Below are 24,435 nucleotides of genomic sequence, written 5' to 3'. Positions count from 1 at the left end.
TATGGGTCGCAAACGGGCTCAGGGTCTCGACGAGCCCTCGCGACGGGCAGTGAGGCGCTCGTAGCGGTCGAGCAGCGGCTGGATCGAAATCCCGTGGACCGCGATGCTCAAGGCCACCACCGACAGGGTCAGGTCGACGATGGTCCCGGCCCAGTCGGCCGTGACGTGATGCGTGAGCGCGTAGCACAGATAATACAGGCTACCGATGCCACGGATGCCGAACCAGCCGATCAGCGCACCCTGGTGGCGATCGATGCGGGTGAAGGGCAGCATGGTGGCCACGCCCAGCGGGCGGATCACCACGAACAGCAAGGCGCCCAGCAGCAGCGCGCGGCTGTCCCAGTGGGTGATCAGCACCACTCCGAGCAGGGTCACCAGCAGCACCTCGAAGGAGCGCTCCACCAGGCTGCCGAAGGCGAGCATGTCACCCATCATCACCCCGGCCGCCATCCGCGGCTCTTCGATGTCCTCGGCGCTGGCCACGGTGGCGCGCTCCGGCGCGCCGGTGAGATGACCGATCACCGGCTGCGCCAGGTGCTCGGAAGGCACTTCCGCGTGGCCGGAGGTCTGCACCTCGGCCTGGCGCAGGCCCAGGCCGGCGGCGAACACCGCGAGAAAGCCGAAGGCGCCGATCTCGTCGGCCAGCACATAGGACAGGGCGATCAGCGCCAGGGCGAGAAAGTCATTGGGCGAGATGGTGCTGTCGCCATGCCGGGTGCGCAGGAAGATCATCAGCCGTCCGACCCCCTTTCCCATGAAATAGCCCAGCAGCAGGCCCGCCGGCACGCCCCAGACCACATTCTTGAGGAACCACTCCAGGGTCCAGCCCCACTGCAGTTCGCCGTGCTGCAGGAGCAGCAGGCCGAGCAGCACGAAGGGAAAGGCGGTGCCGTCGTTGAGACCCGCCTCGCCGGAGAGACCGAAGCGCACCCGGTCGAAATCCTGGGCATGGTTGACCTGCACCAGCCCGGCCAGCACCGGATCGGTGGGTGCGAGGATGGCGCCGATCAGCAGGGCCACGCCCCAGGGCAGGCCGAGCAGATAGTGGGCCACCAGGCAAACCCCGGCGATGCTGAGGATCATCACCGGCCCGGCCAGCAGGTAGGCGCCGTGCCAGGAGGAGCGATGAAAGGACAGGCGCAGCTTGAGGCCGCTGACGAACAGTGAGAAAAGCACGGCCACCTCGGTGAGGTGGCCGATCCAGGTCGCCGACTCCTGGAAGTTGACCTCGGCGAGCCCCAGGCCGATGGGACTGATCAGCATGCCGAAGGCCAGACAGACCACCGAGGTGGTGACCGGCAGCCAGCGCAGATAGGCGGATGTCAGGGCCAGGATCATCAACAGCGATCCCAATACCCCGACCCAGACGAGAAATGTCATGTGGGTAGCGTGATCCAGAACAGAAGAAGGAGAGCGGGTGGCGAACGCCACCCTTGTGATGGAGACTGCGCAAACGCAGCCACGGTGCCCCCTATCTGCCGAATGGCGCGCGCAGCCGTGACCCCGTGCCCATCGCCGGGGTCCCATGCCCTATAGTCCCCAAGGAAAATCTCTCCTCGCATGAGCGATCACCGCCTCCGCAAGCAACGCCGCCTCGAACGCCTGCAGCGCTTCCTCGACTGGGCCGGCCGCACCCATCCCGACTTCGTCGCCAGGCAACAGCACCAGGAACTCTGGTTCAAGCCCTATTCGGGTTATCCCCTGCCGCACCTGGGGCGGATCGCCAAGGCCTTCTGGCTGGGTCTGGACGAAGCCGCCGCGGAGGCTGCAGGCAGCGCGCCCGATCCCGACAGCCTGCTCGGCCAGGCGCTGCTCAATGCCGGCAAGACCTTCGGCTATCCGGTGGATGTCTTCGGCAGTGAAAAGCTCTTTACCGGCGGCGCGGCAAGCGAACTGCTCGAACCCCACTGGGCGCTCAATCTGGCTGACAGCGCTTGCGCCGAAGCCTTCGCCGCCGCGGTCGGCGAGCGCCTGGGTGACGCTGTGCGCGAGCGTCTGGGCCTCCTGGCGGTGCCCTTCGCCGAGATGGCCGACGAGGATCGCCAGCGGGTGCTGGAGCGGGTGCCCCATGCGCTGATCCGTCTGGACGACTTCCTGCCGCGGGCGGTGGAGGTGCTCAACGAGACGCGCCACGAACTGAGATTCAACGTGGTCCTGACCCACGACGACATTCGCCTGGAGATCCCCCGGCGGCTGGCGGCCAACCAGGGCCGCCTGCTCGGCGCTGCCGATGTCGCCGCGCTCAGGGCCGAAGCCGAGAGGGACCTGCGCGAGCGTTTCGCCGTGCTGGTGGGCGAAGCCGACGCTCTGGACTTCGACCTGCACCAGCTGGGCACGCCGCGTCTGCAGGAGCTGATGCGCCTGGAAGCCGACAAGCTGCGCCGCGCCCTGCGCCATGCGGTGGCCCAGCAGCGCGAGAAGATGGCCTTCGCCGTGCTGCTGGAAAACAACCCGCGCTTCGGCCAGTACCACCAGAACTATCCGGCCCGGCGGCTGACCCGCACCTGGACCGCCCTGCTCGGCCCCACCAACAGCGGCAAGACCCACAGATCCATCGAGGCCATGGCGGCGGTGACCCATGCCATCTACCTCTCGCCGCTGCGGCTGATGGCCCTGGAAAACCAGGAGCGCCTGGAATCCCTCGGCGTACCCTGCTCGCTGGTCACCGGCGAGGAGGAGATCATCCGTCCGGGCGCCACCCACTTCTGCTGCACCGTCGAGGAATTCGCCCGCTTCCGCCGCCAGCAGTGGGAGGTGGTGGTTGTCGACGAGGTGCAGATGCTGGCCGATCCGCAGCGCGGCTGGGCCTGGGTCGATGCCCTGGTCAGTGCCCACACCAAACGCCTGCTGATGACCGGTCCGGCGCTGATCGAACCTTCGCTGCGCACCCTCAGCGCCCTCTGCGAGGACCGTCTGGAGATCAAGCCCACCAAGCGCCTGTCACCGGTCACGGTGGCGCGCCACGCCACCACCCTGGAACGCCTGGAACCGGGTTCGCTGCTGGTGGCCTTCAGCCGGCGGGTGGTGCTGGAACTCAAGGGACTGCTGGAGATGGCCGGCCGCCGGGTCTCGGTGGTCTACGGCGCCCTCTCGCCGGAAGTGCGCCGGGAGCAGGCACGCCGCTTCCGCGAAGGCGAAACCGAGATCATGGTCGCCACCGATGCGGTGGGTATGGGCCTCAACCTGCCGGCCCATACCCTGTGCTTCTACACCGACGAGAAATTCGACGGAGTGGAGAATCGTCCACTGCGGGTGCAGGAGGTCAAGCAGATCGGCGGGCGCGCCGGGCGCTTCGGTCACCATGCCGAAGGCGAGATCACCGCGCTGGAGCCCCATGTGCTGCGCAACATCAAGCGGCTGTTCCACAGTCCGGACGATCCGGTGGACCTGCACCAGTTCCAGGTGCGGCCGAGTCTGGAGCACCTGCGCGCGCTGTCCGAGTTCATGGAAGAGCCCAGCCTGCTGCGCACCTGGCTGACCTTCAATCGCAACATCAACTATGGCGACGCCTTCGTCTCGGTACTGCCCGACGAGCTGGCCGAGTGGATCAAGCTGATCGACCTGCCCGGCATCGATTTCCAGCTGCGCTGGATCTTCGCCTGCACGCCGATCCGCGGCGGCCTGGAAGGCCCGGCCAGCGGCCAGGCCCAGCGCTGGCTGCGCAGCGTCGCCCGTGGCGAGCCGGTGGACCTGCCGCGCATCCCCATGGGCACCGATCTCGCCGGGCTGGAAAGCGCCCTGCACGTGGTGGAGACCTATCTGCACCTGTCGCGCAGCCTGCCCGAGCTGTTTCCGGCGCTGGAACGCGGCCAGGACCATCGCGACCTGCTCAACGACGCCATCACCCGGGAGTTGTCGCGCCGGCGGCGGCCACGCGGCCAGGAAAAGGGTCAGGGCAAAGGCAAGGGCGAGCGCCGCCAGGGACGGGGCGAGCGGCGCAGTGGGCGCTTCGGGCGTTAGGCGGCGCGGAAAGCCACCGGGGGTCACGCTACCAATCGCGGCCATGGCGGTCCGCCTGCCACAGGTACCATGGTAACCGTAGGAGCGGCCCATGGCCGCGATCAACCGCGTAGGGTGGATAACGGCGAAGCCTTATCCACCCCTCGAAGCATCCTGCCCGTGGATCACGCTGCCGATCGCGGCCATGGGCCGCTCCTACGTGAAACGGATATTCCTATAGGAGTGGCCGCGATAAAGACAGTCGCTCCTACCGGGACGTCCCTAGCGGCACCCGCGCCTTGAAGCTCCAGGTAAAGAAGAACTCCGACACCTGCTCACCGCTTTCGTCGGTGCCTACGCTTCGCAGCTCGACCTGCTGCGGCTCGCCGGTCTCCCGGGCGCGCACCAGCGCTGCGGCGATGGCCGCGCCCTGGTCGCAGCGAAAGACGAGGGTGCCCACGGCCTTCTTGCTGAAGGTCGCGCTCATGGCCACCACCAGCATGGCGTAGCGGCTGCCGGAACGGCGAATGTGCCGGTCGGCGAGGATGCCGGTGGAAAATTCCGCCGCCATGCCCTCCACCGCCCAGAACATGCTCTTGAAGGGATTCTGGTTCAGCCAGCCATGGGTGACCTGCATCTGGCAGCCGGCATCGTCCAGGTGCCGCAGGCGCAGGCCGGCGATCTTGGCGATGGGCACCTTGGTCCAGACGAAGAGATTGAACAGCAGTCGATTCATGGCGAGCGCATCCGGCAGCCTGGCCGGAGCGCCAGGTGTCCGCAGCTTAGCGCTTCGTCCCGGGCCGCTCCACGACTGGCGGACGCGGCCCGGCAGACAGTTCGCGACCCCCGGGTCGCGTGGCCGGGGCGCCTCGCCGAGGAGGCGCCCGCGGGCCTTACAGCGGGTTGGCGTTGAGCTGCTCGGTGTAGCGCCGCGTCATGAAGATCGCGAACAGCAGGCCGGCCACCGCCAGGCTGCCGCCCACCAGGCCGATGTAGGGCATGCCGACATGGGTTCCCACCACGCTGCCCAGCAGGGCACCGCCGCCGATGCCGACGTTGTAGATGCCGGAGAACAGCGCCATGGCGACGTCGGTGGCGTCCTTGGCCAGGGCCAGCACCTTGGATTGCAGCGCCAGGCCGAAACTCATGATGGTGATGCCCCAGACCACGCTCAGCCCTTCCAGCATGAAGCTCTTCCAGGCGAAGGGCAGCAGCAACAGCAGCGACAGGGCGATGCCGGCGATGGCCGCGACCAGGAAGCCATTGGGGAATCTAAGGCTGTAGCGGCTGAACAGCAGCGAACCTATGACCCCGGAACCGCCGAACAGCAGCAGCAAGGCGGTGATCTGCATGCCGCCCATGCCCGCCACTTCCACGGCGAAGGGCTCGATGTAGCTGTAGCCGGTGAAGTGGGCGGTCACCACCAGGGTGGTGAGCAGGTAGATGCATAGCAGCGCCGGGCGCTTGAACAGCACCGGCAGGCTGGCCAGGGAACCGGAGTTCTCGCTGGGCAGCAGCGGCAGGTTGCGCGCCAGCCACAGGACCGTGCCCACCGCCAGCGCCGCGATGGCGACGAAGGTGTAGCGCCAGCCCAGCAACTCGCCCAGTACCCGACCCAGCGGAATGCCCAGCACCATGGCCAGGCAGGTGCCGGTGGCCAGCAGGCCGAGCGCCTGGGTCTGCTTGCCGGCCGGGGCGATGCGCACCGCCAGCGAGGCGGTGATCGACCAGAACACCGCATGGGCAAAGGCGATGCCGATGCGGCTGGCCACCAGCACCTCGAAGCTCCAGGCCACCCCGGAGAGGCCGTGGCAAGCGATGAAAACAATGAAGACGAACATCAGCAGGCGGCGCCGCTCGATGGAGCGGGTGGCGAGCATCATCGGCAGCGACATCAGGGCGACCACCCAGGCATAGATGGTCAGCATCAACCCGACCTGCGAGGGACGCATGTCGAAACTGCGGCCGATGTCGCTGAGCAGCGCCACCGGGACGAATTCCGTGGTGTTGAAGATGAAGGCGGCCAGGGCCAGGGCGATGACACCGGACCAGCTGGATTTCCGGGCTTCGGCGGTAGCATCCATGGGGGGTCTTCTACTCCAGAGCGAAAGGGTGGACAGCGACTTCCAGGCAGAAAGCCGACGACGAAAACCCACGAGCAAAGGCTTGGCCCGCCTGCGACGCCTGTTCGCGAGCGAGAAGTCTGCTGTAGGTAGGGATTGGAATTGGATGTGGTAAAAATTCTACGCTGTCGATTCGGACCCTCACAACCACCCGCAGTTGCGCCCGGCTGCCGCGATTGGCGGTCCAGAGTATCCAACTGCCTGATCGGCGGCGCTTTTTCGCCTGGTAACCGGCCTGGCAGCTGCCCGTCGCTGCGACAAAACATCGCGAAACCTTTTGTCCGGCTCAAGCTGTTGGCGAAAGGCAGCGGGTCATTGACCTTGCCCCAGGGGCAAGCTCTAGCCTCGCGTCATCAGCCCAGTCAGGAGCTCTGAACATGCGTATTACCCTTACCTCCACCCTGCTCGCCCTCACCTTGCTGGCGGGCGGCGTCGCCCAGGCCGCCGAGACCCAGCACCCGGCCCACCAGGACATGCAAAAGAGCATGGAGACCATGCACCAGGGCATGGAAGAAGGCCTCAAGGCCAAGGACCCGGACCTGGCCTTCGCCAAGGGCATGCTGGCCCACCACGAGGGCGCCGTGGACATGGCCCGCTACCAGCTCCAGCACGGCAAGGACCCGGAGATGCGCAAGCTGGCCGAAGACATCATCCAGGCCCAGCAGAAGGAAATCGACCAGCTCAACCGCTGGATCAAGGCCCACGCCAAGTGATGGTGCGCCGCGTCTGGGACTGGCACAGTGAGCTGCCAGTCCCGACACGGAGACCACCATGCTGATCGACCATCTGGATCATCTGGTCCTGACCACCACGGACCTCGCCGCCTGCGAGGATTTCTACACCCGGGTGCTGGGTATGCGCCTGGAGACATTCGGCGCGGGGCGCAAGGCGCTGCGCTATGGCGACCAGAAGATCAATCTGCACGAGCGGGGGCACGAATTCGAACCCAAGGCCCACCTGCCGGTGCCGGGCGCCCTCGACCTCTGCTTCATCGCCCGTGAGCCGCTGGAGCGAGTGATCGCCCATCTGCGGCACGAAGGCTGGCCGATCATCGAAGGCCCGGTGGCGCGCACCGGCGCCACCGGACCGATTCGCTCGGTCTATGTACGCGATCCCGACCTCAACCTGATCGAGATCGCCGAATACCCGACCTAGGCGCTGCGCGAAAGGTCGCCGAGCGAAGGTCAGGCGAGGCGAAAAGAAGCCTGAGGAAGCGGACCGGGCTCGCGACCGAGTTTACGAATGGTAAACGAGCATTCCGAAGGCTTTTTCAACGACGCATCACCGAGTGCAGGCACTTTTCGTACAGCGCCTAGCGCGGCCGGCCAAACACCTGGGTCCAGTAGAGGCTGTGGGTGCTGCGCGGATTCAGGGCATAGGCCGCGCCCATTTCGGTGAATTCCGGATTCATCAGATTGGCGCAGTGGCCCGGACTCGCCAGCCAGCCCTGCATCGCCTGGGTGACCGAACCGGCGCCGGCGGCGATGTTCTCGCCGATGCGGGTCCAGCCGTAACCCTGCCTGGCTACCCGCTCGGCCACGGTGCCGCCACCGGGGGCGGTGTGGGAGAAGTAGTCGCGCCCGGCCATGTCCTGGCTGTGGGCCAGGGCGGCATTGGCCAGCGCCGGATTCCAGCGCAACGGCGTGGTGGCGGCGAAGCGGCGGGTGCCGCAGGTGCGCGCCTGGGCCCGGGCGCGATTGACCTCGGCGAGCACCGCCTTGCCGGCGGTCTGCCAGTCGCCCAGGCCGGCGCTCACCACCGGCCGCGCCAGCACCAGTTGCCAGCGCGGTCCCTGCTGACTCACCCCGATCTGCGCATAGTCACTGCTGGCCAGCGGTCCGCAATACTGCTGGCGCAGCCCGGCCATGGCCGCTTGGGCGGTCGGCGCGCCTGCCAGCATGATCACCTGCACCGCGGACGCCTGATAACCCGCGGCGCGCAGATCGCTCTGCAGCCGATCACGACCGGTCAGGCGCACCGCCGCCAGGCGACCGTCGGCGGCGAGGGGCGCCGCGGCGCGGGTGCCGGGGCAGCCCTGGGGCGCGGCGCGATAGGCGTTGATCAGGCTGACCAGCCGCGCCTCCTCGGGCGTCGCGGCCAGGGCGGCCTGGGCCAGCAGGCCGGTAGTCAGCAACAGGGAAAAGACAGATAGACGAGGCATGCGCGAGCGGATCCGGAAAACAGGGAAGCGCTATGTACCCGGCCTGAACGCGAGGCGCAAGCCAGCCGCCTGGCCAACCGAGGAACGGATGGCAGTTTGCTTGCAGGGGTGATTGGGGTAGGCTCGCCGGCTCATTCAACAGGAGTCTCTCCCATGGCCAAAGCCTCTGCCCGCCACATCCTGGTTTCCGACGAAGCCAAGTGCAACGAACTCAAAGCCGCCATCGAAGGGGGCGCCGACTTCGCCCAGGTGGCCAAGGACAATTCCAGCTGCCCCTCCAGCCGCCAGGGCGGCGACCTGGGCACCTTCCGCCCGGGCCAGATGGTCAAGGAATTCGACACCGTGGTGTTCAGCGCGCCGCTGCACCAGGTCCAGGGTCCGGTAAAGACCCAGTTCGGCTATCACCTGGTGGAAGTCACCAGCCGCGAGGATTGATCGCGCCGGTGCTCCCGCTGAAGGCGGGAGCACCCTCCCCGCCCTGCCTCCAAACGACTATCCTGCAGACTTCCTGCCTCCCGAGGATAGCGCCATGCCCCTGCCCCTCGAACGTCACGGCCAGTGCCTGTGCGGCGCTGTTCAGCTGGATTGTCGCCTTGATACCCTCGCCGTTTCGGCCTGCCATTGCCGGACCTGTCGCCGCTGGAGCGGTGGCCCGCTGCTGGCGGTGGAATGCGCCCAGCCGCCGGTGATCGGTGGCGGCGACGCCCTGACCGTCCATGCCTCGTCCGCCTGGGCCGAGCGCGGCTTCTGTCGCCACTGCGGCACCCACCTGTTCTACCGCCTCAAGGCCGAACCGCACTACGCCATCCCGGTCGGCCTGCTCGAAGGCGCGGACTGGTTGCTGGACAGCGAAATCTTCATCGAGGAAAAGCCGGCCTGGTACTGCTTCACGCACTCGCGCCGCCAGTTGACCGGGACCGAAGCCTTGGCCGAGCACGACAACCGGGACTAGCTGCCCGGGTTCGCCCCCGGGCGCCAGCCATGACCGCTGGTCGGCTGACCCCGGGCGTCTCCAGGCAAGGCGCTTAGCGCGCCAAGGCTCGTGCCAGAGCCCCCTTCCCTTTCCCACCCCTGAGCCACCCTGCCCGCGTGCCTGCGGCCTGGGCGCACACCCCTATCAAGCCGCCGCCAAACGCGCCGATGCCTGGGTGAGCTCCCTTTCCCAGCCTGCCAGACAAGAGGAACAATCATGGGGTTTCTGCAACGCTTCGGCGCGCGTGCCCGCCAGGGCGGTAGCGGCGTGTTCAGCCTGACCTGCTCCGCTCGCGAATTGGGCGACCGCCTCGGCGGCGTCGCCCTCAAGCCCACCTACATCGCCGGCTTCGTCTCGCCGCACCTGGACCTGGACGCCATTGCCCGGCAACTGGCCGGACGCTTCCCCGCGGCGTCCATCAGCCTGTGCACCACCTCCGGCGAACTCTGTGGCAGCGAGCAGCGCCTGTATTGCGCCGCCGACGGCGCCTGGGACCGGCTGGTGCTGCAATTCTTCGACGCCTCGGTCATCGCCTCGGCCGAGGTGGTGCACGTCCCGCTGGACAGCGAAGACATCCGCCGCGGCGGACCGCGGCGCAGCATGAAGGAACGCCTTGCCCGCCTGACCGAGTCGCTCAAGCGCCTGCAGGTGCGCACGCCCATCGATCACCGCGATACCCTGGCCTTCGTGCTGTTCGACGGCCTGTCCGCCTCGGAATCCTTCTTCATGGAGGCACTGTACGAGTCCGGCCGCTTCCCCTGCCTGTTCGTCGGCGGCTCCGCCGGCGGCAAGGGCGACTTCCGCCAGACGCTGCTGCACGATGGCCGCCAGGCCTATGAAAACCATGCCCAGCTGGTCTTTCTGAAGATGGCCAGGAACACCCGCTTCGGGGTGTTCAAGAGCCAGAATTTCAGCGCCACGCCGCTCAGCCTCAGTGTCCTCACCGCCTCCCTGGAAGAGCGCTACATCAGCCAGGTGGTCGACAGCCGCGGCCAGATCAAGAGCATGGTGGCGGCCCTCTGCGAGGCCCTGAGCTGCCGCGCCGAACAGCTGGAGCAGCGCCTGGCGGATTATTCCTTCGCGATCCGCGTGGGCGAGGAGCTGTTCGTCCGCTCCATCGCCCGCATCGACTACGCGCGCGAGCGCATCCATCTGTTTTGCGACGTGGCGCCCGGCGAAGAGCTGGTGATGGTTAAGCGCACCTCGCTGGTGGACGCCACCCGCCAGGACTTCGCGCGCTTCCTGCAGGGCAAGAGCGGCACCCCGCTGGTGGGCGTGCTCAACGACTGCATCCTGCGCCGCGCCAACAATGGCGCCGAGCTGCCGCGCATGGGCGAGGTGTTCGGCCAGACGCCAGTGGTGGGCTTCTCCACCTTTGGCGAGATCCTTGGCCTGAATCTCAACCAGACGCTCACCGCGGTGTTCTTTTTCCGCACCCCCGAAGGCGCGCCCTTCCGCGACGACTACGTCGACAACTTCGCCGCCCACTACGGCGAGTTCAAGGCCTTCTTCCTGCGCCGGCAGATCAAGAAGCTGGCCGGCCTGAGCCAGGTGGTGGTCAATCAGATCAACGAATTCAAGCGGCAGAACTTCACCGGCGTGGTGGATGCCCAGGGCCTCGACGACTCCATCCAGGCGGTGTTCGGCGGCCTCGCCGATCTGGGTCAGGTCCTGCGCCAGGCCCACCAGAGTCGCCAGGAGATCGGCGAACAGCTGCGGCACTACTCCGGCGAACTGCACAGCAGCATGGACGATCTGGCGGGCAACATCCTGCAGCAGGGCGAGGTCACCCGCCAGGCCGACAGCACCGTGCAGCACCTCACCGAACAGGCCGAGGACGTGGTGCGCAGCGCCAACGAACTGAGCCAGTCGAGTCTGCGCATCCAGTCCATCGTCCAGGTGATCCAGCAGATCGCCGGCCAGACCAACCTGCTGGCGCTCAACGCGGCCATCGAGGCGGCGCGCGCCGGCGAGAGCGGTCGCGGCTTCGCGGTGGTGGCCGACGAGGTGCGCAACCTGGCGGCCATCACTCACAAGAACGCCGCCGAGATCGGCGCCGACATCGACCAGCTGTCCCGCGCCATCAGCGAGGTCGGTGCCCATATCGCCGGCCAGGCCGAGGACGTGGGCTCGCTGCAGGAGCTCCTCGCCGTCCTGCGCGAATCCGGTCGGCTCACCGCCCAGACCTCCCATCGCACCAAGGACATCGCCGATACCCTCACCGGCCTTACCGCCGCCACGTCGTCCTAGGCCGCAAGGACTTACCGTTCGTCGGCACTGACCGGCAAGTCGCACCCGCCGCCCCCGTAGCTGCCCCTCACCAGGGGCAGATACCGGTGGGCGTCGGATCACCTTCCGAGTGACCGCAGGGTCACGGCCAGCGCCGTGGCTTGCACCCCCATTTTGCCCCTGCCAGCGACCCATGAGTCAGCAATAGACGCCCCAAACCCACTCACGGCCGCGTCTACGACTTTTGTAGTGACTATACGAAAGCACTACAAAACCCGATTGACGACGGCCTGATCTCCTGCAAATCTCTAGCTGCACCGGACGCGAACCCCCTATCCATGCGGGTCGCGCCTGGGCTCCGGGTGACCCTCGGGCCGTCTTGCGTAGTGATGCTCAAGAGGCACTACAAAAGAAGACGACTGAAATGCCGCGCTGCTCGAGGCAGCGTCGCCAGAGGTGACGTCCGGATCCATGCAGGTACGTACGGCGACATGACTCGACAGCTGGGCTGACCTTTCGCCTTCGCGACCGGCATCCGGATGGCAACCGCCATCCCGCTGCCGGACGTTGGGAAAAGACTGGTACCCAAGCCAACCTCATCGAGAAGGATCGACTCATGTCCGCTTACGAGAACGACGTTCAGGCCATCGCCGCCCTCAAGAACAGCACCGGCAATCACTGGAGCGCCATCAATCCGGAATACGCCGCCCGGATGCGCCTGCAGAATCGCTTCAAGACCGGTCTCGACATCGCCCGCCACTGCGCGGCCATCATGCGCCGGGACATGGCCGCCTACGACGCCGACAGCAGCGCCTACACCCAGTCGCTGGGCTGCTGGCACGGTTTCATCGGGCAGCAGAAGCTGATCGCCATCAAGAAGCACCTGGGCAGCACGAAAGGTCGCTACCTCTACCTGTCGGGCTGGATGATCGCCGCGCTGCGTTCGGAATTCGGCCCGCTGCCCGATCAGTCCATGCACGAGAAGACCAGCGTGCCGGCGCTGATCGAAGAGCTCTACACCTTCCTGCGCCAGGCCGACGCCCGCGAGCTGGCCATGCTGTTCCGCGACCTGGACGCTGCCCGCGCCGCCGACGAGAACGCCAAGGCCGCCGCCATCCAGGCGAAGATCGACAACTACGAGACCCACGTGGTGCCGATCATCGCCGACATCGACGCCGGCTTTGGCAACGCCGAGGCCACCTACCTGCTGGCCAAGAAGATGATCGAGGCCGGCGCCTGCTGCATCCAGCTGGAAAACCAGGTCTCCGACGAGAAGCAGTGCGGCCATCAGGACGGCAAGGTCACGGTGCCCCACGAGGACTTCCTGGCCAAGATCAACGCGGTGCGCTACGCCTTTCTGGAGCTGGGCGTGGACGAGGGCGTCATCGTCGCCCGTACCGATTCCCTGGGCGCCGGCCTGACCAAGCAGATCGCCGTGAGCAAGCAGCCGGGCGACCTGGGCGACCAATACAACGGCTTCCTCGACTGCGATGAGGTGGATGCCAGCCAGCTGGGTAACGGCGACGTCCTGATCAGCCGCAGCGGCAAGCTGCTGCGGCCCAAGCGTCTGGTCAGCGGCCTGTTCCAGTTCCGTGCCGGCAGCGGCGTGGACCGGGTGGTGCTGGACTGCATCACCTCGCTGCAGAACGGCGCCGACCTGCTGTGGATCGAGACCGAGAAGCCCCACATCGGCCAGATCAAGGCCATGGTCGACCGCATCCGCGAAGTCGTGCCCAACGCCAAGCTGGTCTACAACAACAGCCCCTCCTTCAACTGGACCCTGAGTTTCCGTCAGCAGGTGTTCGACGCCCTGCAGGCCGAAGGCAAGGATGTGTCCGCCTACGACCGCGCCAAGCTGATGAGCGTGGACTACGACGACACCGAACTGGGGCGTCTGGCCGATGCGCGTATCCAGAGCTTCCAGCGCGATGCAGCGCGGGAAGCGGGCATCTTCCACCACCTGATCACCCTGCCCACCTACCACACCGCGGCCCTGTCCACCGACAACCTGGCCAAGGGCTACTTCGCGGAGGAAGGCATGCTGGCCTACGTCAAGGGCGTGCAGCGCCAGGAGATCCGCCAGGGCATCGCCTGCGTCAAGCACCAGAACATGGCCGGCTCGGACATGGGCGACGACCACAAGGAATACTTTGCCGGGGAGGCCGCGCTCAAGGCGGCGGGCAAGGACAACACCATGAACCAGTTCCATTGAACACGGCCACTGCGGAGGACACGCTCATGAACCTGAACGACAACCCCAGCCTGGACGATCTCAAGCAACTGTTCGGCCGGCTCAAGGACAAGAACCACACCCACATCCTCTGGGTCTGCGAGAGCGGCGCGGTGCACGTCGACCGCCTGCCCGGCGGCGAGACGCCCGAGCAGTTCGAGGAGCGCCATCCCAGCCTGCGCATCCGCTTCAAGACCTACAACAAGGGCGGCGGCTACGTCGGCAAGTCGGCCGCGGCGGACGACAACTTCATCAGGAGCGTCCACGCCGCCCTGCAGGAGCACTGGCGCCTGGCCGGTCGGCAGCAACAGCCGGCCTATGTGGATCGCTACTGCTAGCCATGAAAAAAGGGCGCGCCGGGTGATTGACCACCCGGCGCGCCCTGCCCCACCTATGAGGTGACTCGCCTGATCCTGCATGGCCCTGCAGGGCCATGCGAGTCACCTCTTCTCTTCATAGAACGAACAGATCGACGAAGCGATGCACCGGAGTGGCTTCCAGTCCCGCCTGGTCCTTGCACAGCTCGAAGATCTGGGCGCAGCGAGCGGCCGGGAAGCGCGTCGCCAGGTTGCTCTGGAATTTGCGCTCCAGCAGCGGAATGCCCTCCTCGCGGCGACGGCGATGACCGATGGGATATTCCACGGCGATCTTCTCGGTGCTGCTGCCGTCGGTGAAGAACACCTGCAGGGCGTTGGCGATGGAACGCTTGTCGGCTTCCAGGTACTCGCGGCTGTAGCGCTCGTCCTCGACGATCTCCATCTTCTCGCGCAGCTGGTCGATGCGCGGATGGGCCTGGTGGAAGGCATCCTCGTAATGCTCGGCGACCAGGTCGCCGAACAGCAGCGGTACGGCGATCATGTACTGCAGGCAGTGGTCGCGATCGGCGGCATTGGCCATGGGGCCCTGCTTGGAGATGATACGGATGGCCGATTCGTGGGTGGTCACCACGATCTTCTCGATCTGATCGACGCGATCGCGCACCTGGGGATGCAGGATCACTGCGGCTTCGGCGGCGGTCTGGGCATGGAATTCCGCCGGGAAGCTGATCTTGAACAGTACGTGTTCCATCACGTAGCTGCCAAAGGCCTGGGGAAAGCTGAACTGGCGCTGGTCGGCCGGCTTGGTGGCCAGGTCCTTGTTGGTGTGGCTGAAGAGCACGTCGTAGAAGCCCCACTGGGGTGCGCTGAGCACGCCGGGAATGCCCATCTCGCCGCGCAGGGCGATGTCGGCCAGGCGCAAGCCGCGGCTGGAGGCGTCACCGGCGGCCCAGGACTTGCGGCTGCCGGCATTGGGCGCATGGCGATAGGTGCGCAGCGCCTGGCCATCGACGAAGGCGTGGGAGAGCGCCGCCAGCAGTTGCTCGCGGTTGGCGCCCATCAGCTTGGCGCTGACCGCGGTGGAGGCCAGCTTGACCAGGAAGACGTGGTCGAGACCGACACGGTTGAAGGAGTTTTCCAGGGCGAAGACGCCCTGGATCTCGTGGGCCATGACCATGGCTTCCAGCACCTGGCGCATGGTCAGGGGGGCTTCGCCCTGGGCCACGCGGCGCTGGGAGAGGTGGTCGGCCACCGCCAGGATGGCACCGAGGTTGTCGGAAGGATGGCCCCACTCGGCGGCCAGCCAGGTGTCGTTGTAGTCCAGCCAGCGAATGATGCAGCCGATGTCCCAGGCCGCCTTAACCGGGTCCAGGCGATAGCTGGTGCCCGGCACTCGCGCGCCCTGGGGCACCACGGTGCCCTCCACCTGGGGGCCGAGCAGCTTGGTGCACTCGGGGAAGCGCAGGGACAGCAGGCCGCAGCCGAGGGTGTCCATCAGGCAGTTGCGGGCGGTGTCCAGGGCCTCGCGGGAGGTGACCTGGTAGGTCAGCACGTAATCGGCCAGGTCCTGGATGACCTGGTCGTAATCGGGTCGGTTGTTGAGATCGACGTTGGCGCTCATGAATTTTCCTTATATCGCGTCTATCGCGGCCATGGGCCGCTCGTACAGGGGATTGGCAGCCGTAGGCGCTCCCGCAGGAGCGGCCCATGGCCGCGATCAGAGATATTCAGCGATTGGCGATGGGCGTGAAGGCCCGCTGCTCGACACCGATGTAGTCCGCGCTGGGGCGGATGATGCGGTTGTCGGCGCGCTGCTCGAAGACGTGGGCGCACCAGCCGGCCGTGCGCGAGCAGACGAAGATCGGCGTGAACAGCAGCGTCGGGATACCGAGGAAGTGATAGGCCGAGGCATGGTAGAAGTCGGCGTTGGGGAACAGCCCCTTCTCTTCCTTCATGGTGCGGTCGATGGCCTCCGAGACCGGGAACAGCACGCTGTCGCCCACCTCCGCCGCCAGTTGCCGGGCGTAGTCCTTGATCACCTCGTTGCGCGGATCGCTGTCGCGGTAGATGGCGTGGCCGAAGCCCATCACCTTTTCCTTGCGTTCGAGCATCTGCTTGAGGCCGGTGACCGCTTCCTCGGGCGAGGCGAAGCGTTCGATCAGCGCCATGGCCGCCTCGTTGGCGCCGCCATGCAGTGGGCCGCGCAGGGAGCCGATGGCGCCGGTGACGCAGGAATAGAGGTCGGACAGCGTCGAGGCGCAGACCCGGGCGGTAAAGGTGGAGGCGTTGAATTCGTGCTCGGCATAGAGGATCAGCGAGACGTTCATCACCCGGGCATGCAGATCGCTGGGTGCCTTGCCGTGCAGCAGGGTGAGGAAGTGGCTGGCGATGTCCGGGGCGTCACTGCTGCAGTCGATACGAGTGCCGCGCTGACTGAAGTGATACCAGTAGAGCAGGATCGCCGGAAAGGCGCCGAGCAGGCGATCGGCCACCTGCTGCTGGTCGGCGAAGCTGTGCTCCGGCTCCAGGGTGCCGAGCAAGGAGGCGCCGGTGCGCATCACATCCATGGGGTGGGCACTGGCGGGAATGCGCTCCAGGCCTTCCTTGAGCGGCTGCGGCAGGTCGCGCAACGCCGCCAGGCGCTGGCGATAGGCGTCCAGTTGCGCCTGAGTGGGCAATTCGCCATAGAGCAACAGGTGGGCGACTTCCTCGAAGTCGGCTCCTGCCGCCAGTTCACGGATGTCATAGCCCCGGTAGGTGAGGCCGGCGCCGGTCTTGCCGACGGTGCAAAGCGCGGTGCGGCCGGCGACCTGGCCACGCAGGCCGGCGCCGCCGAGGGTTTTGCTGTCTGCCATCGTCTCGCTCCTCTTGGAGTTGTTGTGCGAAAAAGCGGGCGTTCAAAGCTTTCTTTACGATCTCGCGAGCTAGCGACAAACAAGGCGGAAGTGGCTGAGGAAGCGGAGTTTACGAGTGGTAAATGAGCATTCCGAAGCCACTTCCAACGCAGTTTGGCCGACGCGCAGCAGATCGTTAGGATTTCTGCTGCTGGAACAGGCGATCCAACTGGTCCTCATACCTGTGATAGTCGATGCGGTCATAGAGCTCGGCGCGGGTCTGCATGGTGTCGACCACTGCCTGCTGGCTGCCGTCGCGGCGGATCGCCGTATAGACGTTCTCGGCGGCGCGATTGGCCGCGCGGAAGGCCGACAGCGGATAGAGCACCAGGCTCACGTCGGCGCCGGCCAGTTGCTCGGTGGTGAACAGCGGCGTAGCACCGAACTCTGTGATGTTGGCCAGGATCGGCACCTCTACCGCCTGGGCGAACTGGCGGTACATGGGCAGCTCGGTGATGGCCTCGGGAAAGATCATGTCGGCGCCGGCCTCGACACAGGCGCAGGCGCGGTCGATGGCGGCCTGCAGGCCCTCCACCGCCAGGGCGTCGGTGCGCGCCATGATGACGAAGTCGGGATCGGTGCGGGCATCCACCGCCGCCTTGATGCGATCGACCATCTCCTGCTGGCTGACGATTTCCTTGCCCGGCCGATGGCCGCAGCGCTTGGCGCCCACCTGATCCTCGATGTGCATGGCGGCCGCGCCGGCCTTGATCAGGGCGCGGGTGGTGCGCGCCACGTTGAAGGCCGAGGCACCGAAGCCGGTGTCGACATCCACCAGCAGCGGCAGGTCGCAGACATCGGTGATGCGGCGGACGTCGATCAGCACGTCTTCCAGCCCGCTGATGCCCAGGTCCGGCAGCCCCAGGGAGCCAGCCGCGACGCCGCCGCCGGACAGGTAGACGGCCTGGAAGCCGGCGCGCCTGGCCAGCAGCGCGTGATTGGCATTGAGGGTGCCGACCACCTGCAGCGGGCGTTCGGCGGCGACGGCGGCGCGGAATTTCTGGCCGGGACTGACGGCAGGCATGGCGTTACCTCGACTGATCTTGGACTAGGGGATGGTGCTGCAGATTGCGCTTGGAAGCGGCGATGTGGCGGCGCATCAGCAGCTCGGCCAGTTCGCCATCGCCCTCGGCCAGGGCATCGAGGATGCGATGGTGCTCGGCGAAGGCCTGGCGCGGTCGATTGGGGGTGGCTGAGACCTTGAGCCGATACATGCGCACCAGGTGATAGAGCTCGCCGCAGAGCAGCCGCACCAGCATGCCGTTGCCGCTGGCCTGGATGATGCGGTAGTGGAAGTCGTGGTCGCCTTCCTGCAGGTAGTAGCCGGTGCCGGCCTGGAACGCCGGATCGCGCTCGTGGGTGTCCAGCAAGTGGCGCAATTCGTCGATGCCCTGGGGCGTGAGGCGTTCGGCCGCGAGGCGGCAGGCCATGCCTTCGAGGGATTCGCGGATTTCGTAGAGTTCGACCAGTTCGGCCAGGCTCAGGGCAGCGACCCGGGCGCCGGCATGGGGCACCCGCACCACCAGGCGCTGGCCTTCCAGCCGGTGAATGGCTTCCCGCAGCGGCCCGCGGCTGATGCCATAGGTGCGGGCCAGCTCCGGCTCGGAAATCTTGCTGCCCGGCGCCACATCGCCACGGACGATGGCCTCGCGGATCCGCCGGAACACCTGCTCGGAGAGGGTCCCGCTGTCGGTCTCGGGCGCTTCGGCCGGGAGGGGGCTATCGATCATTGTCGACACCTTTTGTGTTTATGGGCTGAATAACTACGCCTGAACGCCTTATCAGTCAACATTTGTCGACAATCCGGCTGTGACAGCCTGTATCTCGCTCCGCCAGAGGCGGTTCGCTACACTAGCGCGCCGTCCCTCCCAGCCGATTTCGCCATGCCCCTCTGCCACCTGCATCCCTTGCCCTACCACGCCGATCCCACGGTGCGTTTCACCCTGCTGCAGGGCGAACCCGGCGCGGTGCTGCTGGATTCAGGGCGGCCGCTTGCCGAGCGGGGTCGCTACGACCTCATGGCGGCCTGGCCGCTGCAGGTGCTGCAGCCCGCTGCCGGTGAAACGGGCCAGGCCTTCTTCACGCGGACGCGCGCGGCCCTGGCCAGCCTGGGTCGCGCCGACCTGCCGGCTGGTGCGGACCTGCCCTTCGCCGGTGGCCTGCTGGGCTATCTCGGCTATGACTTCGGCCGGCGCCTGGAGCGCCTGCCCGCGGGCGCCCGCGCCGACCTGGCACTACCCGATGCGCACCTGGGCCTCCATGCCTGGGCGCTGGTCAGTGATCACCAGGCCCGCACCAGCCAACTGGTCTGCCATCCGGCGCTGGACGCCGGGGAACGCCAGCGACTGATCGCCCTGTTCGACACCGGGGCGGCGCCCAGGGCCGAGGGCTTCCGGCTGACCGCCCCCTTCGCCGCCGAGATCGACCAGCCCACCTATCGCCAGCGCATCGAGGCCATCCAGGCCTATATCGCCGCCGGCGACTGCTATCAGGTCAACTTCGCCCAGCGCTTTCGCGCGCCCTTCCAGGGTTCGCCCTGGACCGCCTACCAGGCCCTGCGCGCGGCCTGCCCGACGCCCTTCTCCGGCTATCTGGCACTGGAGCGCGGCGCCCTGCTCAGCCATTCGCCAGAGCGTTTCCTGCGGGTGAGCCGTGGCCAGGTGGAAACCCGCCCGATCAAGGGTACTCGCCCGCGCCGCGCCGACCCGGCCGCCGATGCCGGCGAAGCCCGCGCGCTGCTGGCCAGCCCCAAGGATCGCGCCGAGAACCTGATGATCGTCGACCTGCTGCGCAACGACCTGGGGCGCAGTTGCCGCATCGGCTCGGTGCGGGTGCCCGAGTTGTTCGCCCTGGAGAGCTATCCCAACGTCCATCACCTGGTCAGCGCCGTCACCGGCGAATTGGCCACGGACCTGGACGCCCTCGACCTCCTGGCCGGCAGCTTTCCCGGTGGCTCCATCACCGGCGCGCCGAAGATCCGCGCCATGCAGATCATCGACGAGCTGGAGGAAACCCGCCGCGGCCCCTACTGCGGCTCGCTGCTCTATCTGGACGTGCGCGGCGAGAGCGACAGCTCCATCCTGATCCGCAGCCTGCTGGCCGAAGACGGCATGCTCAGCTGCTGGGGCGGCGGCGGCATCGTCATGGATTCCCACTGGGCCGACGAATACGCCGAATCCCTGGCCAAGGTGCGGGTGCTGCTGGAGACGCTGGAGACCCACAGCTGATCCGGCTTTGCTACCATGGCGGCATCCCTTCCCCGGCTGGAGCCCGCCATGTCTCTCGATCTCGCCCGCATCAACGCCGACCTCGGCCGCGATCCCGAAAAGCTCGTCGCCTGGGCCCTGGGCTTGGGTAAGAGCGCCATCGTCACCACCAACTTCCGCCCCTTCGAGGCGGTGATCCTGCACCTGGTCAGCCAGGTCAAGCCGGATATCCCGGTGGTCTGGATGGATAGCGGCTACAACACCCCCGCCACCTACCGCTGCGCCGACGAGATCGTGCGCAAGCTCGGTCTCAACCTGGTGACCTACCTGCCCAGGCGCTCCCGCGCCCATCGCGAGGCCATCGACGGCCCGGTGCCGGGGCTGGACGATCCGCGCCACACCGCCTTCACCGAAGAGGTCAAGCTGGAACCCTTCGCCCGCGCCCTGCGCGAGACGGCGCCTGAAGTCTGGTTCACCGCCCTGCGCGCCACCGACACCGCGGTACGCGCCCAGATGGACCCGGTCAGCGTCAATCCGGACGGCCTGATCAAGGTCGCGCCGCTGCTGCACTGGACCTCCAAGGACCTCTACCAGTACCTCACCGCCCACGACCTGCCCAACGAATTCGACTACTTCGACCCCACCAAGGGTGACGAAAACCGCGAGTGCGGCCTGCACCTCGCCCACTGAGTCGATACCTCCCGCGCGCTCGATTCCGGGCGCGCGCTCTGCTCCTGCTGAACCATCGCCCATGAACGCTTCCCGCCCTATCCACTCCCGCAAGGGCGTCTTTGCCGTGGTGCTCGGCAACGCCGTGGAGTTCTTCGACTTCGGCGTCTACGCCACCTTCGCCGTGCTGATCGGCCAGGTGTTCTTTCCTTCGCAGAATGCCTTCGCCAGCCTGATGGCCAGCGCCATCACCTTTGGCGTCGGCTTCGTCGTCCGGCCGCTGGGCGCCGTTCTCATCGGCGCCTGGGCCGACCGCGTCGGGCGCAAGCCGGCGATGCTGCTGACCATGGTGCTGATGGCCCTGGGCACCGGTGGCATCGCCGTGCTGCCGGGCTACGAGCAGATCGGCATCGCCGCGCCCATCCTGCTGGTGCTGACGCGGCTGTTGCAGGGCCTGGCCTGGGGTGGCGAGGCCGGCCCGGCCACCACCTACATCCTGGAAGCGGCGCCACTGCACAAGAGAGGTACCTACGCCTGCTGGCAGGTCGTGGCCCAGGGGCTGGCCGCGGTAGCGGCCGGCCTGATCGGCTACGGCCTGACCCTCTGGCTGACAACGGAGCAGCTGCTGGCCTGGGGCTGGCGCCTGCCCTTCCTGCTGGGCCTGGCGATCCTGCCCATCGGCCTCTATATCCGCCGGGGCCTGGTGGATACCCATGTCGGCGAAACCCGGGGTACCGGCGCGGTGCTGGGCGAGGTGCTGGCCACCCAGCGGCGGCCACTGCTGCTGGGGCTGCTGATCCTCTCCGGCAGCACCATCACCCAGTACTTCCTCAACTACATGACCACCTTCGCCCTGGTGGAACTGAAGCTGCCGACCGGGATCGCCATGCTCGCCACCCTGGTGATAGGCGCGGCCATGGCGGTCTGCTCGATCCTGGGCGGGGTGCTCAGCGATCGCTATGGCCGGCGCATCGTACTGATCCTGCCGCGACTGCTGTTGCTGGTGCTGCTCTATCCGGCGCTGCAGCTCATCACCCAGGCACCCGGGCCGGGCACCTTCCTGCTGACCCTGGCGGTGCTCTCCGGCCTGCACGGCATGAGTGGCGCCGCCCTGATCGTGCTGCTGGTGGAAAGCTTTCCGCAGCGGGTGCGGGCGACCGGCTTCTCGCTGGTCTATGCGCTGGGGGTGGCGGCCTTCGGCGGCACCGCCCAGATCGTGGTGACCTGGCTGATCGGCGCCACCGGCGACCGTATGGCGCCGGCCGCCTACCTGCTGGTGGCCAACCTGGTGTGTCTCGGCGCCGCCTGGTTCGCCGCCGAGACCTGTCCGGGGCGTCAGCCGGCGGAACGCTCCGCGGCATAACCCTCTTCCCGCCGATTCTTGCGCTCCAGGCGGGCGTAGACGAGGCCGGTGAGCAAGAGGCCGAACAGCAGCACCGCGGCCAGCAGATAGAGCCCCGAGGCCAGGGTGCCGGTGGCCGCCTTGAGCGCGCCGATACCATAGGGGCCGAGATAACCGCCGAGATTGCCCACCGAGTTGATCAGGGCGATACCGGCGGCGGCGCTGGCCCCGGCGAAGAAGCGCCCCGGCAGGGTCCAGAACAGCGCGGTGAGGGAAAACAGACAGAAGGCCACCACCGACAGCGCCGCCAGTTGCAGCACGGCAGTGCCGAACCAGGCGCTGCCAGCCATGGCCAGGGCACCCACCCCATAGAGCACGGCCAGGTGGCCATAGCGATCGCCCAGGCGATCGGAACTGCGCGGCACGATGAGCAGGCCGAGAATGCCGAAGGCGTAGGGAATGGCGGAAATGAAGCCCGTGGTGAGATCGCTGCCGCCGAACTGGTGGATCAGCGTCGGCAGCCACAGCCCCAGGCCATAGATGCTCAGGGTCACCGGCAGATAATAGAGCGCCAAGAGCAGCACGCGGCGATCCTTGAGCGCATGCAGGGGATTGCCATGGCGGGTCTGGTCGAAGAGGTGCAGGTCCTTTTCCAGCTCCGTTGCCAGCCAGCGCTTTTCATCGACGTCCAGCCAGGCGACCTGTTGCGGACCATCCGGCAACCGGGTCAGGGTGGGCCAGGCCAGCAGCACCGCCGGCGCGCCGATGCAGAGGAACAGCCACTGCCAGCCGTGCAGACCGAGTGCGCCATCCAGTTGCAGGAGCATGCCCGATAGCGGTCCCGTCACCAGCATGGCGATGGGCTGGGAGAGGATGAACAGCCCCATGATCTTGCCGCGATGGCGTACCGGGAACCACTGGGTGAGGTAGTAGAGCACGCCGGGAAAGAAGCCGGCCTCGGCCGCACCCAGCAGGAAGCGCATGACATAGAAGCTGTTCGGTCCCTGGACGAAGGCCATGCCCATGGTGATGGCCCCCCAGGTCACCAGGATGCGGGCGAACCAGCGGCGCGCACCGAAGCGCTCCAGCAGCAGGTTGCTGGGCACCTCGCAGAGGAAATAACCGATGAAGAACAGCCCGGCACCGAGGCCATAGGCGGCATCGCCGATGCCGATGTCGGCGCCCATGTGCAGCTTGGCAAAGCCCACGGCAGAGCGGTCGATGTAGGCGACCAGATAGAGCAATACGAGAAAGGGGACCAGCTTGAGCGTGATCCGACGGATGAGGGCGGATTCAGGGTGCATGGCGTTCTCCGACTTGTTGTTGTTGTGCGGTTGAAGCGCAGATCGATCAAAATTCTAACGTACTATCATTGAATCGTTAAATACCCTAATCAGGCCATTAATCGGCTCTTAATGTTATTTTGATAATACTAAAATATTGTTACGAAGTGAGAGATCTTACCTCTTGATTTCCGCTGATCCCCGTTACAGAGCCGCTTGGCCCGCGATAACATCGGTTATCGCGCTGATGGTGTTATAGTGATGGCACGACGACTTCGGATGCCTTTCGATGAATTACAAGACACCGCTGCCGCGCAAAAGCAGACACGCTCGCATCGTTCATGAGCTCGGCACCCAGATCGTGTCCGGGCACTTCCTGCCAGAACAGCGCCTGCCCCCCGAGGCGCAGCTGTGCGAAGAGTACGAAGTGAGCCGCCCCGTCCTGCGTGAGGCCACCCGGGTGCTCGTGGCCAAGGGTCTGGTCAGGTCCAAGCCCAAGGTCGGAACCGTAGTCAAACCACGCAACGAGTGGCATCTGCTCGATCCGGACGTGCTCCATTGGCTGCTGGAGAGCGATTCGCGGCACAGCTTCTACGAGACCCTGGTCAAGGTGCGCAACATCATCGAGCCGGAGGTCGCCGCCATGGCGGCTGCCAACGCCCAGCCCGAAGACGTCAAGGCCATCGAGGACGCCTACCAGCGGATGGAGCAGGCGGCGGACATCGCCAACATGGCCGAGCCGGACATGGCCTTTCACCTGTCCATCGCCACGGCCACCCACAACGAATTGCTGACTCACCTCTACAGCATCATGCTGCTGCCGGTGCGGGACTATCTGGAACGCTCCTCGGCGCTGTTCGCCGCCGGAGACAGCCTCAACCTGCTGGTCTCCCGGCACAAGGCGATCCTCACCGCGATCCAGCACCGCGACCCGCTGACCGCCCGCCACGCCGCCATCGCCCAGTTGGCCGGTGTCGATGACATGGTCGCCGAAGCCTTCCGGCCGCAGCCCTTGTCTGAAGGTGAAATTTCGTATGATCATTGAGGGCAAGAACCCACTCGCGGTATG

At 66.6% G+C, this 24,435-nt stretch carries 21 protein-coding genes; 12 read left to right on the top strand and 9 right to left on the bottom strand.

Features of this window, described 5'->3' with window-relative positions; genetic code table 11:
* Window positions 1–18: 18 nt before the first annotated feature.
* Window positions 19–1,380 (bottom strand): cation:proton antiporter, encoded by a 1,362-nt coding sequence (locus PVZ72_RS05630; RefSeq protein ID WP_273861404.1) that lies wholly within the window; start codon window positions 1,378–1,380, stop codon window positions 19–21.
* Between the two features lie 180 nt (window positions 1,381–1,560).
* Here PVZ72_RS05630 and PVZ72_RS05625 point away from each other — a divergent pair, with 180 nt between their 5' ends.
* Window positions 1,561–3,960, top strand: coding sequence for a DEAD/DEAH box helicase (locus PVZ72_RS05625; protein ID WP_273861403.1), 2,400 nt, complete (start codon window positions 1,561–1,563; stop codon window positions 3,958–3,960).
* Between the two features lie 247 nt (window positions 3,961–4,207).
* Here the strand turns inward: PVZ72_RS05625 and PVZ72_RS05620 are convergent, their stop codons facing one another.
* Both PVZ72_RS05620 and PVZ72_RS05615 read right to left on the bottom strand, forming a co-directional pair.
* On the bottom strand, window positions 4,208–4,675 hold the full coding sequence (locus PVZ72_RS05620) for a DUF4442 domain-containing protein (RefSeq protein ID WP_187979981.1): 468 nt from the start codon (window positions 4,673–4,675) through the stop codon (window positions 4,208–4,210).
* A 157-nt stretch (window positions 4,676–4,832) separates the two neighbouring features.
* Entirely contained in the window at window positions 4,833–6,023 is a 1,191-nt protein-coding gene (locus PVZ72_RS05615; RefSeq protein ID WP_273861402.1) for a sugar transporter, read from the bottom strand.
* A gap of 416 nt (window positions 6,024–6,439) precedes the next feature.
* On the opposite strand from PVZ72_RS05615, the gene copM reads away from it, so the two are divergent.
* Window positions 6,440–6,775 (top strand): CopM family metallochaperone, encoded by a 336-nt coding sequence (gene copM / locus PVZ72_RS05610; RefSeq protein ID WP_133862745.1) that lies wholly within the window; start codon window positions 6,440–6,442, stop codon window positions 6,773–6,775.
* 61 nt (window positions 6,776–6,836) lie between these two features.
* The gene (locus PVZ72_RS05605) at window positions 6,837–7,217 is read left to right on the top strand and encodes a VOC family protein (protein WP_273861497.1); all 381 of its coding nucleotides are present in this window, start codon (window positions 6,837–6,839) and stop codon (window positions 7,215–7,217) included.
* Window positions 7,218–7,374: 157 nt separating this feature from the next.
* Here PVZ72_RS05605 and PVZ72_RS05600 read toward each other — a convergent pair whose 3' ends face one another.
* Window positions 7,375–8,223, bottom strand: coding sequence for a CAP domain-containing protein (locus PVZ72_RS05600; protein WP_273861401.1), 849 nt, complete (start codon window positions 8,221–8,223; stop codon window positions 7,375–7,377).
* A gap of 153 nt (window positions 8,224–8,376) precedes the next feature.
* On the opposite strand from PVZ72_RS05600, the gene PVZ72_RS05595 reads away from it, so the two are divergent.
* From PVZ72_RS05595 to PVZ72_RS05575, 5 genes are all read left to right on the top strand, one after another.
* A complete protein-coding gene (locus tag PVZ72_RS05595; RefSeq protein WP_133862742.1) occupies window positions 8,377–8,658 on the top strand; it encodes a peptidylprolyl isomerase in 282 nt (93 codons plus the stop codon).
* Window positions 8,659–8,752: 94 nt separating this feature from the next.
* A complete protein-coding gene (locus PVZ72_RS05590) occupies window positions 8,753–9,175 on the top strand; it encodes a GFA family protein (RefSeq protein ID WP_273861400.1) in 423 nt (140 codons plus the stop codon).
* A 237-nt stretch (window positions 9,176–9,412) separates the two neighbouring features.
* Window positions 9,413–11,446: a methyl-accepting chemotaxis protein gene (locus tag PVZ72_RS05585; protein WP_273861399.1), complete on the top strand. Its 2,034-nt coding sequence runs from the start codon at window positions 9,413–9,415 to the stop codon at window positions 11,444–11,446.
* A gap of 595 nt (window positions 11,447–12,041) precedes the next feature.
* A complete protein-coding gene (locus tag PVZ72_RS05580; RefSeq protein WP_273861398.1) occupies window positions 12,042–13,637 on the top strand; it encodes an isocitrate lyase in 1,596 nt (531 codons plus the stop codon).
* 26 nt (window positions 13,638–13,663) lie between these two features.
* The gene (locus tag PVZ72_RS05575; protein ID WP_187979988.1) at window positions 13,664–13,993 is read left to right on the top strand and encodes a hypothetical protein; all 330 of its coding nucleotides are present in this window, start codon (window positions 13,664–13,666) and stop codon (window positions 13,991–13,993) included.
* Window positions 13,994–14,108: 115 nt separating this feature from the next.
* Here PVZ72_RS05575 and prpD read toward each other — a convergent pair whose 3' ends face one another.
* From prpD to PVZ72_RS05555, 4 genes are all read right to left on the bottom strand, one after another.
* The gene (prpD, locus tag PVZ72_RS05570) at window positions 14,109–15,593 is read right to left on the bottom strand and encodes a 2-methylcitrate dehydratase (RefSeq protein ID WP_273861397.1); all 1,485 of its coding nucleotides are present in this window, start codon (window positions 15,591–15,593) and stop codon (window positions 14,109–14,111) included.
* 106 nt (window positions 15,594–15,699) lie between these two features.
* Window positions 15,700–16,827 carry a bifunctional 2-methylcitrate synthase/citrate synthase gene (gene prpC, locus PVZ72_RS05565; RefSeq protein WP_273861396.1) on the bottom strand — a complete coding sequence of 376 codons (1,128 nt, stop codon included), beginning with the start codon at window positions 16,825–16,827 and terminating at the stop codon, window positions 15,700–15,702.
* 175 nt (window positions 16,828–17,002) lie between these two features.
* The gene (gene prpB / locus PVZ72_RS05560; protein ID WP_273861395.1) at window positions 17,003–17,890 is read right to left on the bottom strand and encodes a methylisocitrate lyase; all 888 of its coding nucleotides are present in this window, start codon (window positions 17,888–17,890) and stop codon (window positions 17,003–17,005) included.
* 4 nt (window positions 17,891–17,894) lie between these two features.
* Window positions 17,895–18,596, bottom strand: coding sequence for a GntR family transcriptional regulator (locus PVZ72_RS05555; RefSeq protein ID WP_273861394.1), 702 nt, complete (start codon window positions 18,594–18,596; stop codon window positions 17,895–17,897).
* A gap of 153 nt (window positions 18,597–18,749) precedes the next feature.
* On the opposite strand from PVZ72_RS05555, the gene pabB reads away from it, so the two are divergent.
* From pabB to PVZ72_RS05540, 3 genes are all read left to right on the top strand, one after another.
* Window positions 18,750–20,093 carry an aminodeoxychorismate synthase component I gene (gene pabB, locus PVZ72_RS05550; protein WP_273861393.1) on the top strand — a complete coding sequence of 448 codons (1,344 nt, stop codon included), beginning with the start codon at window positions 18,750–18,752 and terminating at the stop codon, window positions 20,091–20,093.
* Between the two features lie 48 nt (window positions 20,094–20,141).
* Window positions 20,142–20,762: a phosphoadenosine phosphosulfate reductase domain-containing protein gene (locus tag PVZ72_RS05545; protein WP_273861392.1), complete on the top strand. Its 621-nt coding sequence runs from the start codon at window positions 20,142–20,144 to the stop codon at window positions 20,760–20,762.
* Between the two features lie 61 nt (window positions 20,763–20,823).
* A complete protein-coding gene (locus PVZ72_RS05540; protein ID WP_273861391.1) occupies window positions 20,824–22,104 on the top strand; it encodes an MFS transporter in 1,281 nt (426 codons plus the stop codon).
* Here the strand turns inward: PVZ72_RS05540 and PVZ72_RS05535 are convergent.
* Window positions 22,077–23,387 carry an MFS transporter gene (locus tag PVZ72_RS05535; protein ID WP_273861390.1) on the bottom strand — a complete coding sequence of 437 codons (1,311 nt, stop codon included), beginning with the start codon at window positions 23,385–23,387 and terminating at the stop codon, window positions 22,077–22,079. The two genes, PVZ72_RS05540 and PVZ72_RS05535, sit on opposite strands and share 28 nt — an antisense overlap.
* Window positions 23,388–23,655: 268 nt before the next feature.
* Between PVZ72_RS05535 and PVZ72_RS05530 the strand changes: the two genes are divergently transcribed.
* Window positions 23,656–24,411, top strand: coding sequence for a FadR/GntR family transcriptional regulator (locus tag PVZ72_RS05530; protein WP_133862729.1), 756 nt, complete (start codon window positions 23,656–23,658; stop codon window positions 24,409–24,411).
* The last annotated feature ends 24 nt before the right edge of the window (window positions 24,412–24,435 follow it).

This window comes from Pseudomonas sp. LA5 (genome assembly GCF_028640825.1).
Classification (GTDB): domain Bacteria; phylum Pseudomonadota; class Gammaproteobacteria; order Pseudomonadales; family Pseudomonadaceae; genus Chryseomonas; species Chryseomonas aestiva.
The sequence above is the reverse complement of the archived record's forward strand: the minus strand, read 5'-3'. Positions and strand labels throughout refer to the sequence as shown.

Bases quoted from the DNA above. Each gene is read 5' to 3' on its own strand.
- PVZ72_RS05630 (WP_273861404.1), bottom strand. From the start codon at position 1,380: ATGACATTTCTCGTCTGGGTCGGGGTATTGGGATCGCTGTTGATGATC.
- PVZ72_RS05625 (WP_273861403.1), top strand. From the start codon at position 1,561: ATGAGCGATCACCGCCTCCGCAAGCAACGCCGCCTCGAACGCCTGCAG.
- PVZ72_RS05620 (WP_187979981.1), bottom strand. From the start codon at position 4,675: ATGAATCGACTGCTGTTCAATCTCTTCGTCTGGACCAAGGTGCCCATC.
- PVZ72_RS05615 (WP_273861402.1), bottom strand. From the start codon at position 6,023: ATGGATGCTACCGCCGAAGCCCGGAAATCCAGCTGGTCCGGTGTCATC.
- copM (WP_133862745.1), top strand. From the start codon at position 6,440: ATGCGTATTACCCTTACCTCCACCCTGCTCGCCCTCACCTTGCTGGCG.
- PVZ72_RS05600 (WP_273861401.1), bottom strand. From the start codon at position 8,223: ATGCCTCGTCTATCTGTCTTTTCCCTGTTGCTGACTACCGGCCTGCTG.
- PVZ72_RS05595 (WP_133862742.1), top strand. From the start codon at position 8,377: ATGGCCAAAGCCTCTGCCCGCCACATCCTGGTTTCCGACGAAGCCAAG.
- PVZ72_RS05590 (WP_273861400.1), top strand. From the start codon at position 8,753: ATGCCCCTGCCCCTCGAACGTCACGGCCAGTGCCTGTGCGGCGCTGTT.
- PVZ72_RS05585 (WP_273861399.1), top strand. From the start codon at position 9,413: ATGGGGTTTCTGCAACGCTTCGGCGCGCGTGCCCGCCAGGGCGGTAGC.
- PVZ72_RS05580 (WP_273861398.1), top strand. From the start codon at position 12,042: ATGTCCGCTTACGAGAACGACGTTCAGGCCATCGCCGCCCTCAAGAAC.
- PVZ72_RS05575 (WP_187979988.1), top strand. From the start codon at position 13,664: ATGAACCTGAACGACAACCCCAGCCTGGACGATCTCAAGCAACTGTTC.
- prpD (WP_273861397.1), bottom strand. From the start codon at position 15,593: ATGAGCGCCAACGTCGATCTCAACAACCGACCCGATTACGACCAGGTC.
- prpC (WP_273861396.1), bottom strand. From the start codon at position 16,827: ATGGCAGACAGCAAAACCCTCGGCGGCGCCGGCCTGCGTGGCCAGGTC.
- prpB (WP_273861395.1), bottom strand. From the start codon at position 17,890: ATGCCTGCCGTCAGTCCCGGCCAGAAATTCCGCGCCGCCGTCGCCGCC.
- PVZ72_RS05555 (WP_273861394.1), bottom strand. From the start codon at position 18,596: ATGATCGATAGCCCCCTCCCGGCCGAAGCGCCCGAGACCGACAGCGGG.
- pabB (WP_273861393.1), top strand. From the start codon at position 18,750: ATGCCCCTCTGCCACCTGCATCCCTTGCCCTACCACGCCGATCCCACG.
- PVZ72_RS05545 (WP_273861392.1), top strand. From the start codon at position 20,142: ATGTCTCTCGATCTCGCCCGCATCAACGCCGACCTCGGCCGCGATCCC.
- PVZ72_RS05540 (WP_273861391.1), top strand. From the start codon at position 20,824: ATGAACGCTTCCCGCCCTATCCACTCCCGCAAGGGCGTCTTTGCCGTG.
- PVZ72_RS05535 (WP_273861390.1), bottom strand. From the start codon at position 23,387: ATGCACCCTGAATCCGCCCTCATCCGTCGGATCACGCTCAAGCTGGTC.
- PVZ72_RS05530 (WP_133862729.1), top strand. From the start codon at position 23,656: ATGAATTACAAGACACCGCTGCCGCGCAAAAGCAGACACGCTCGCATC.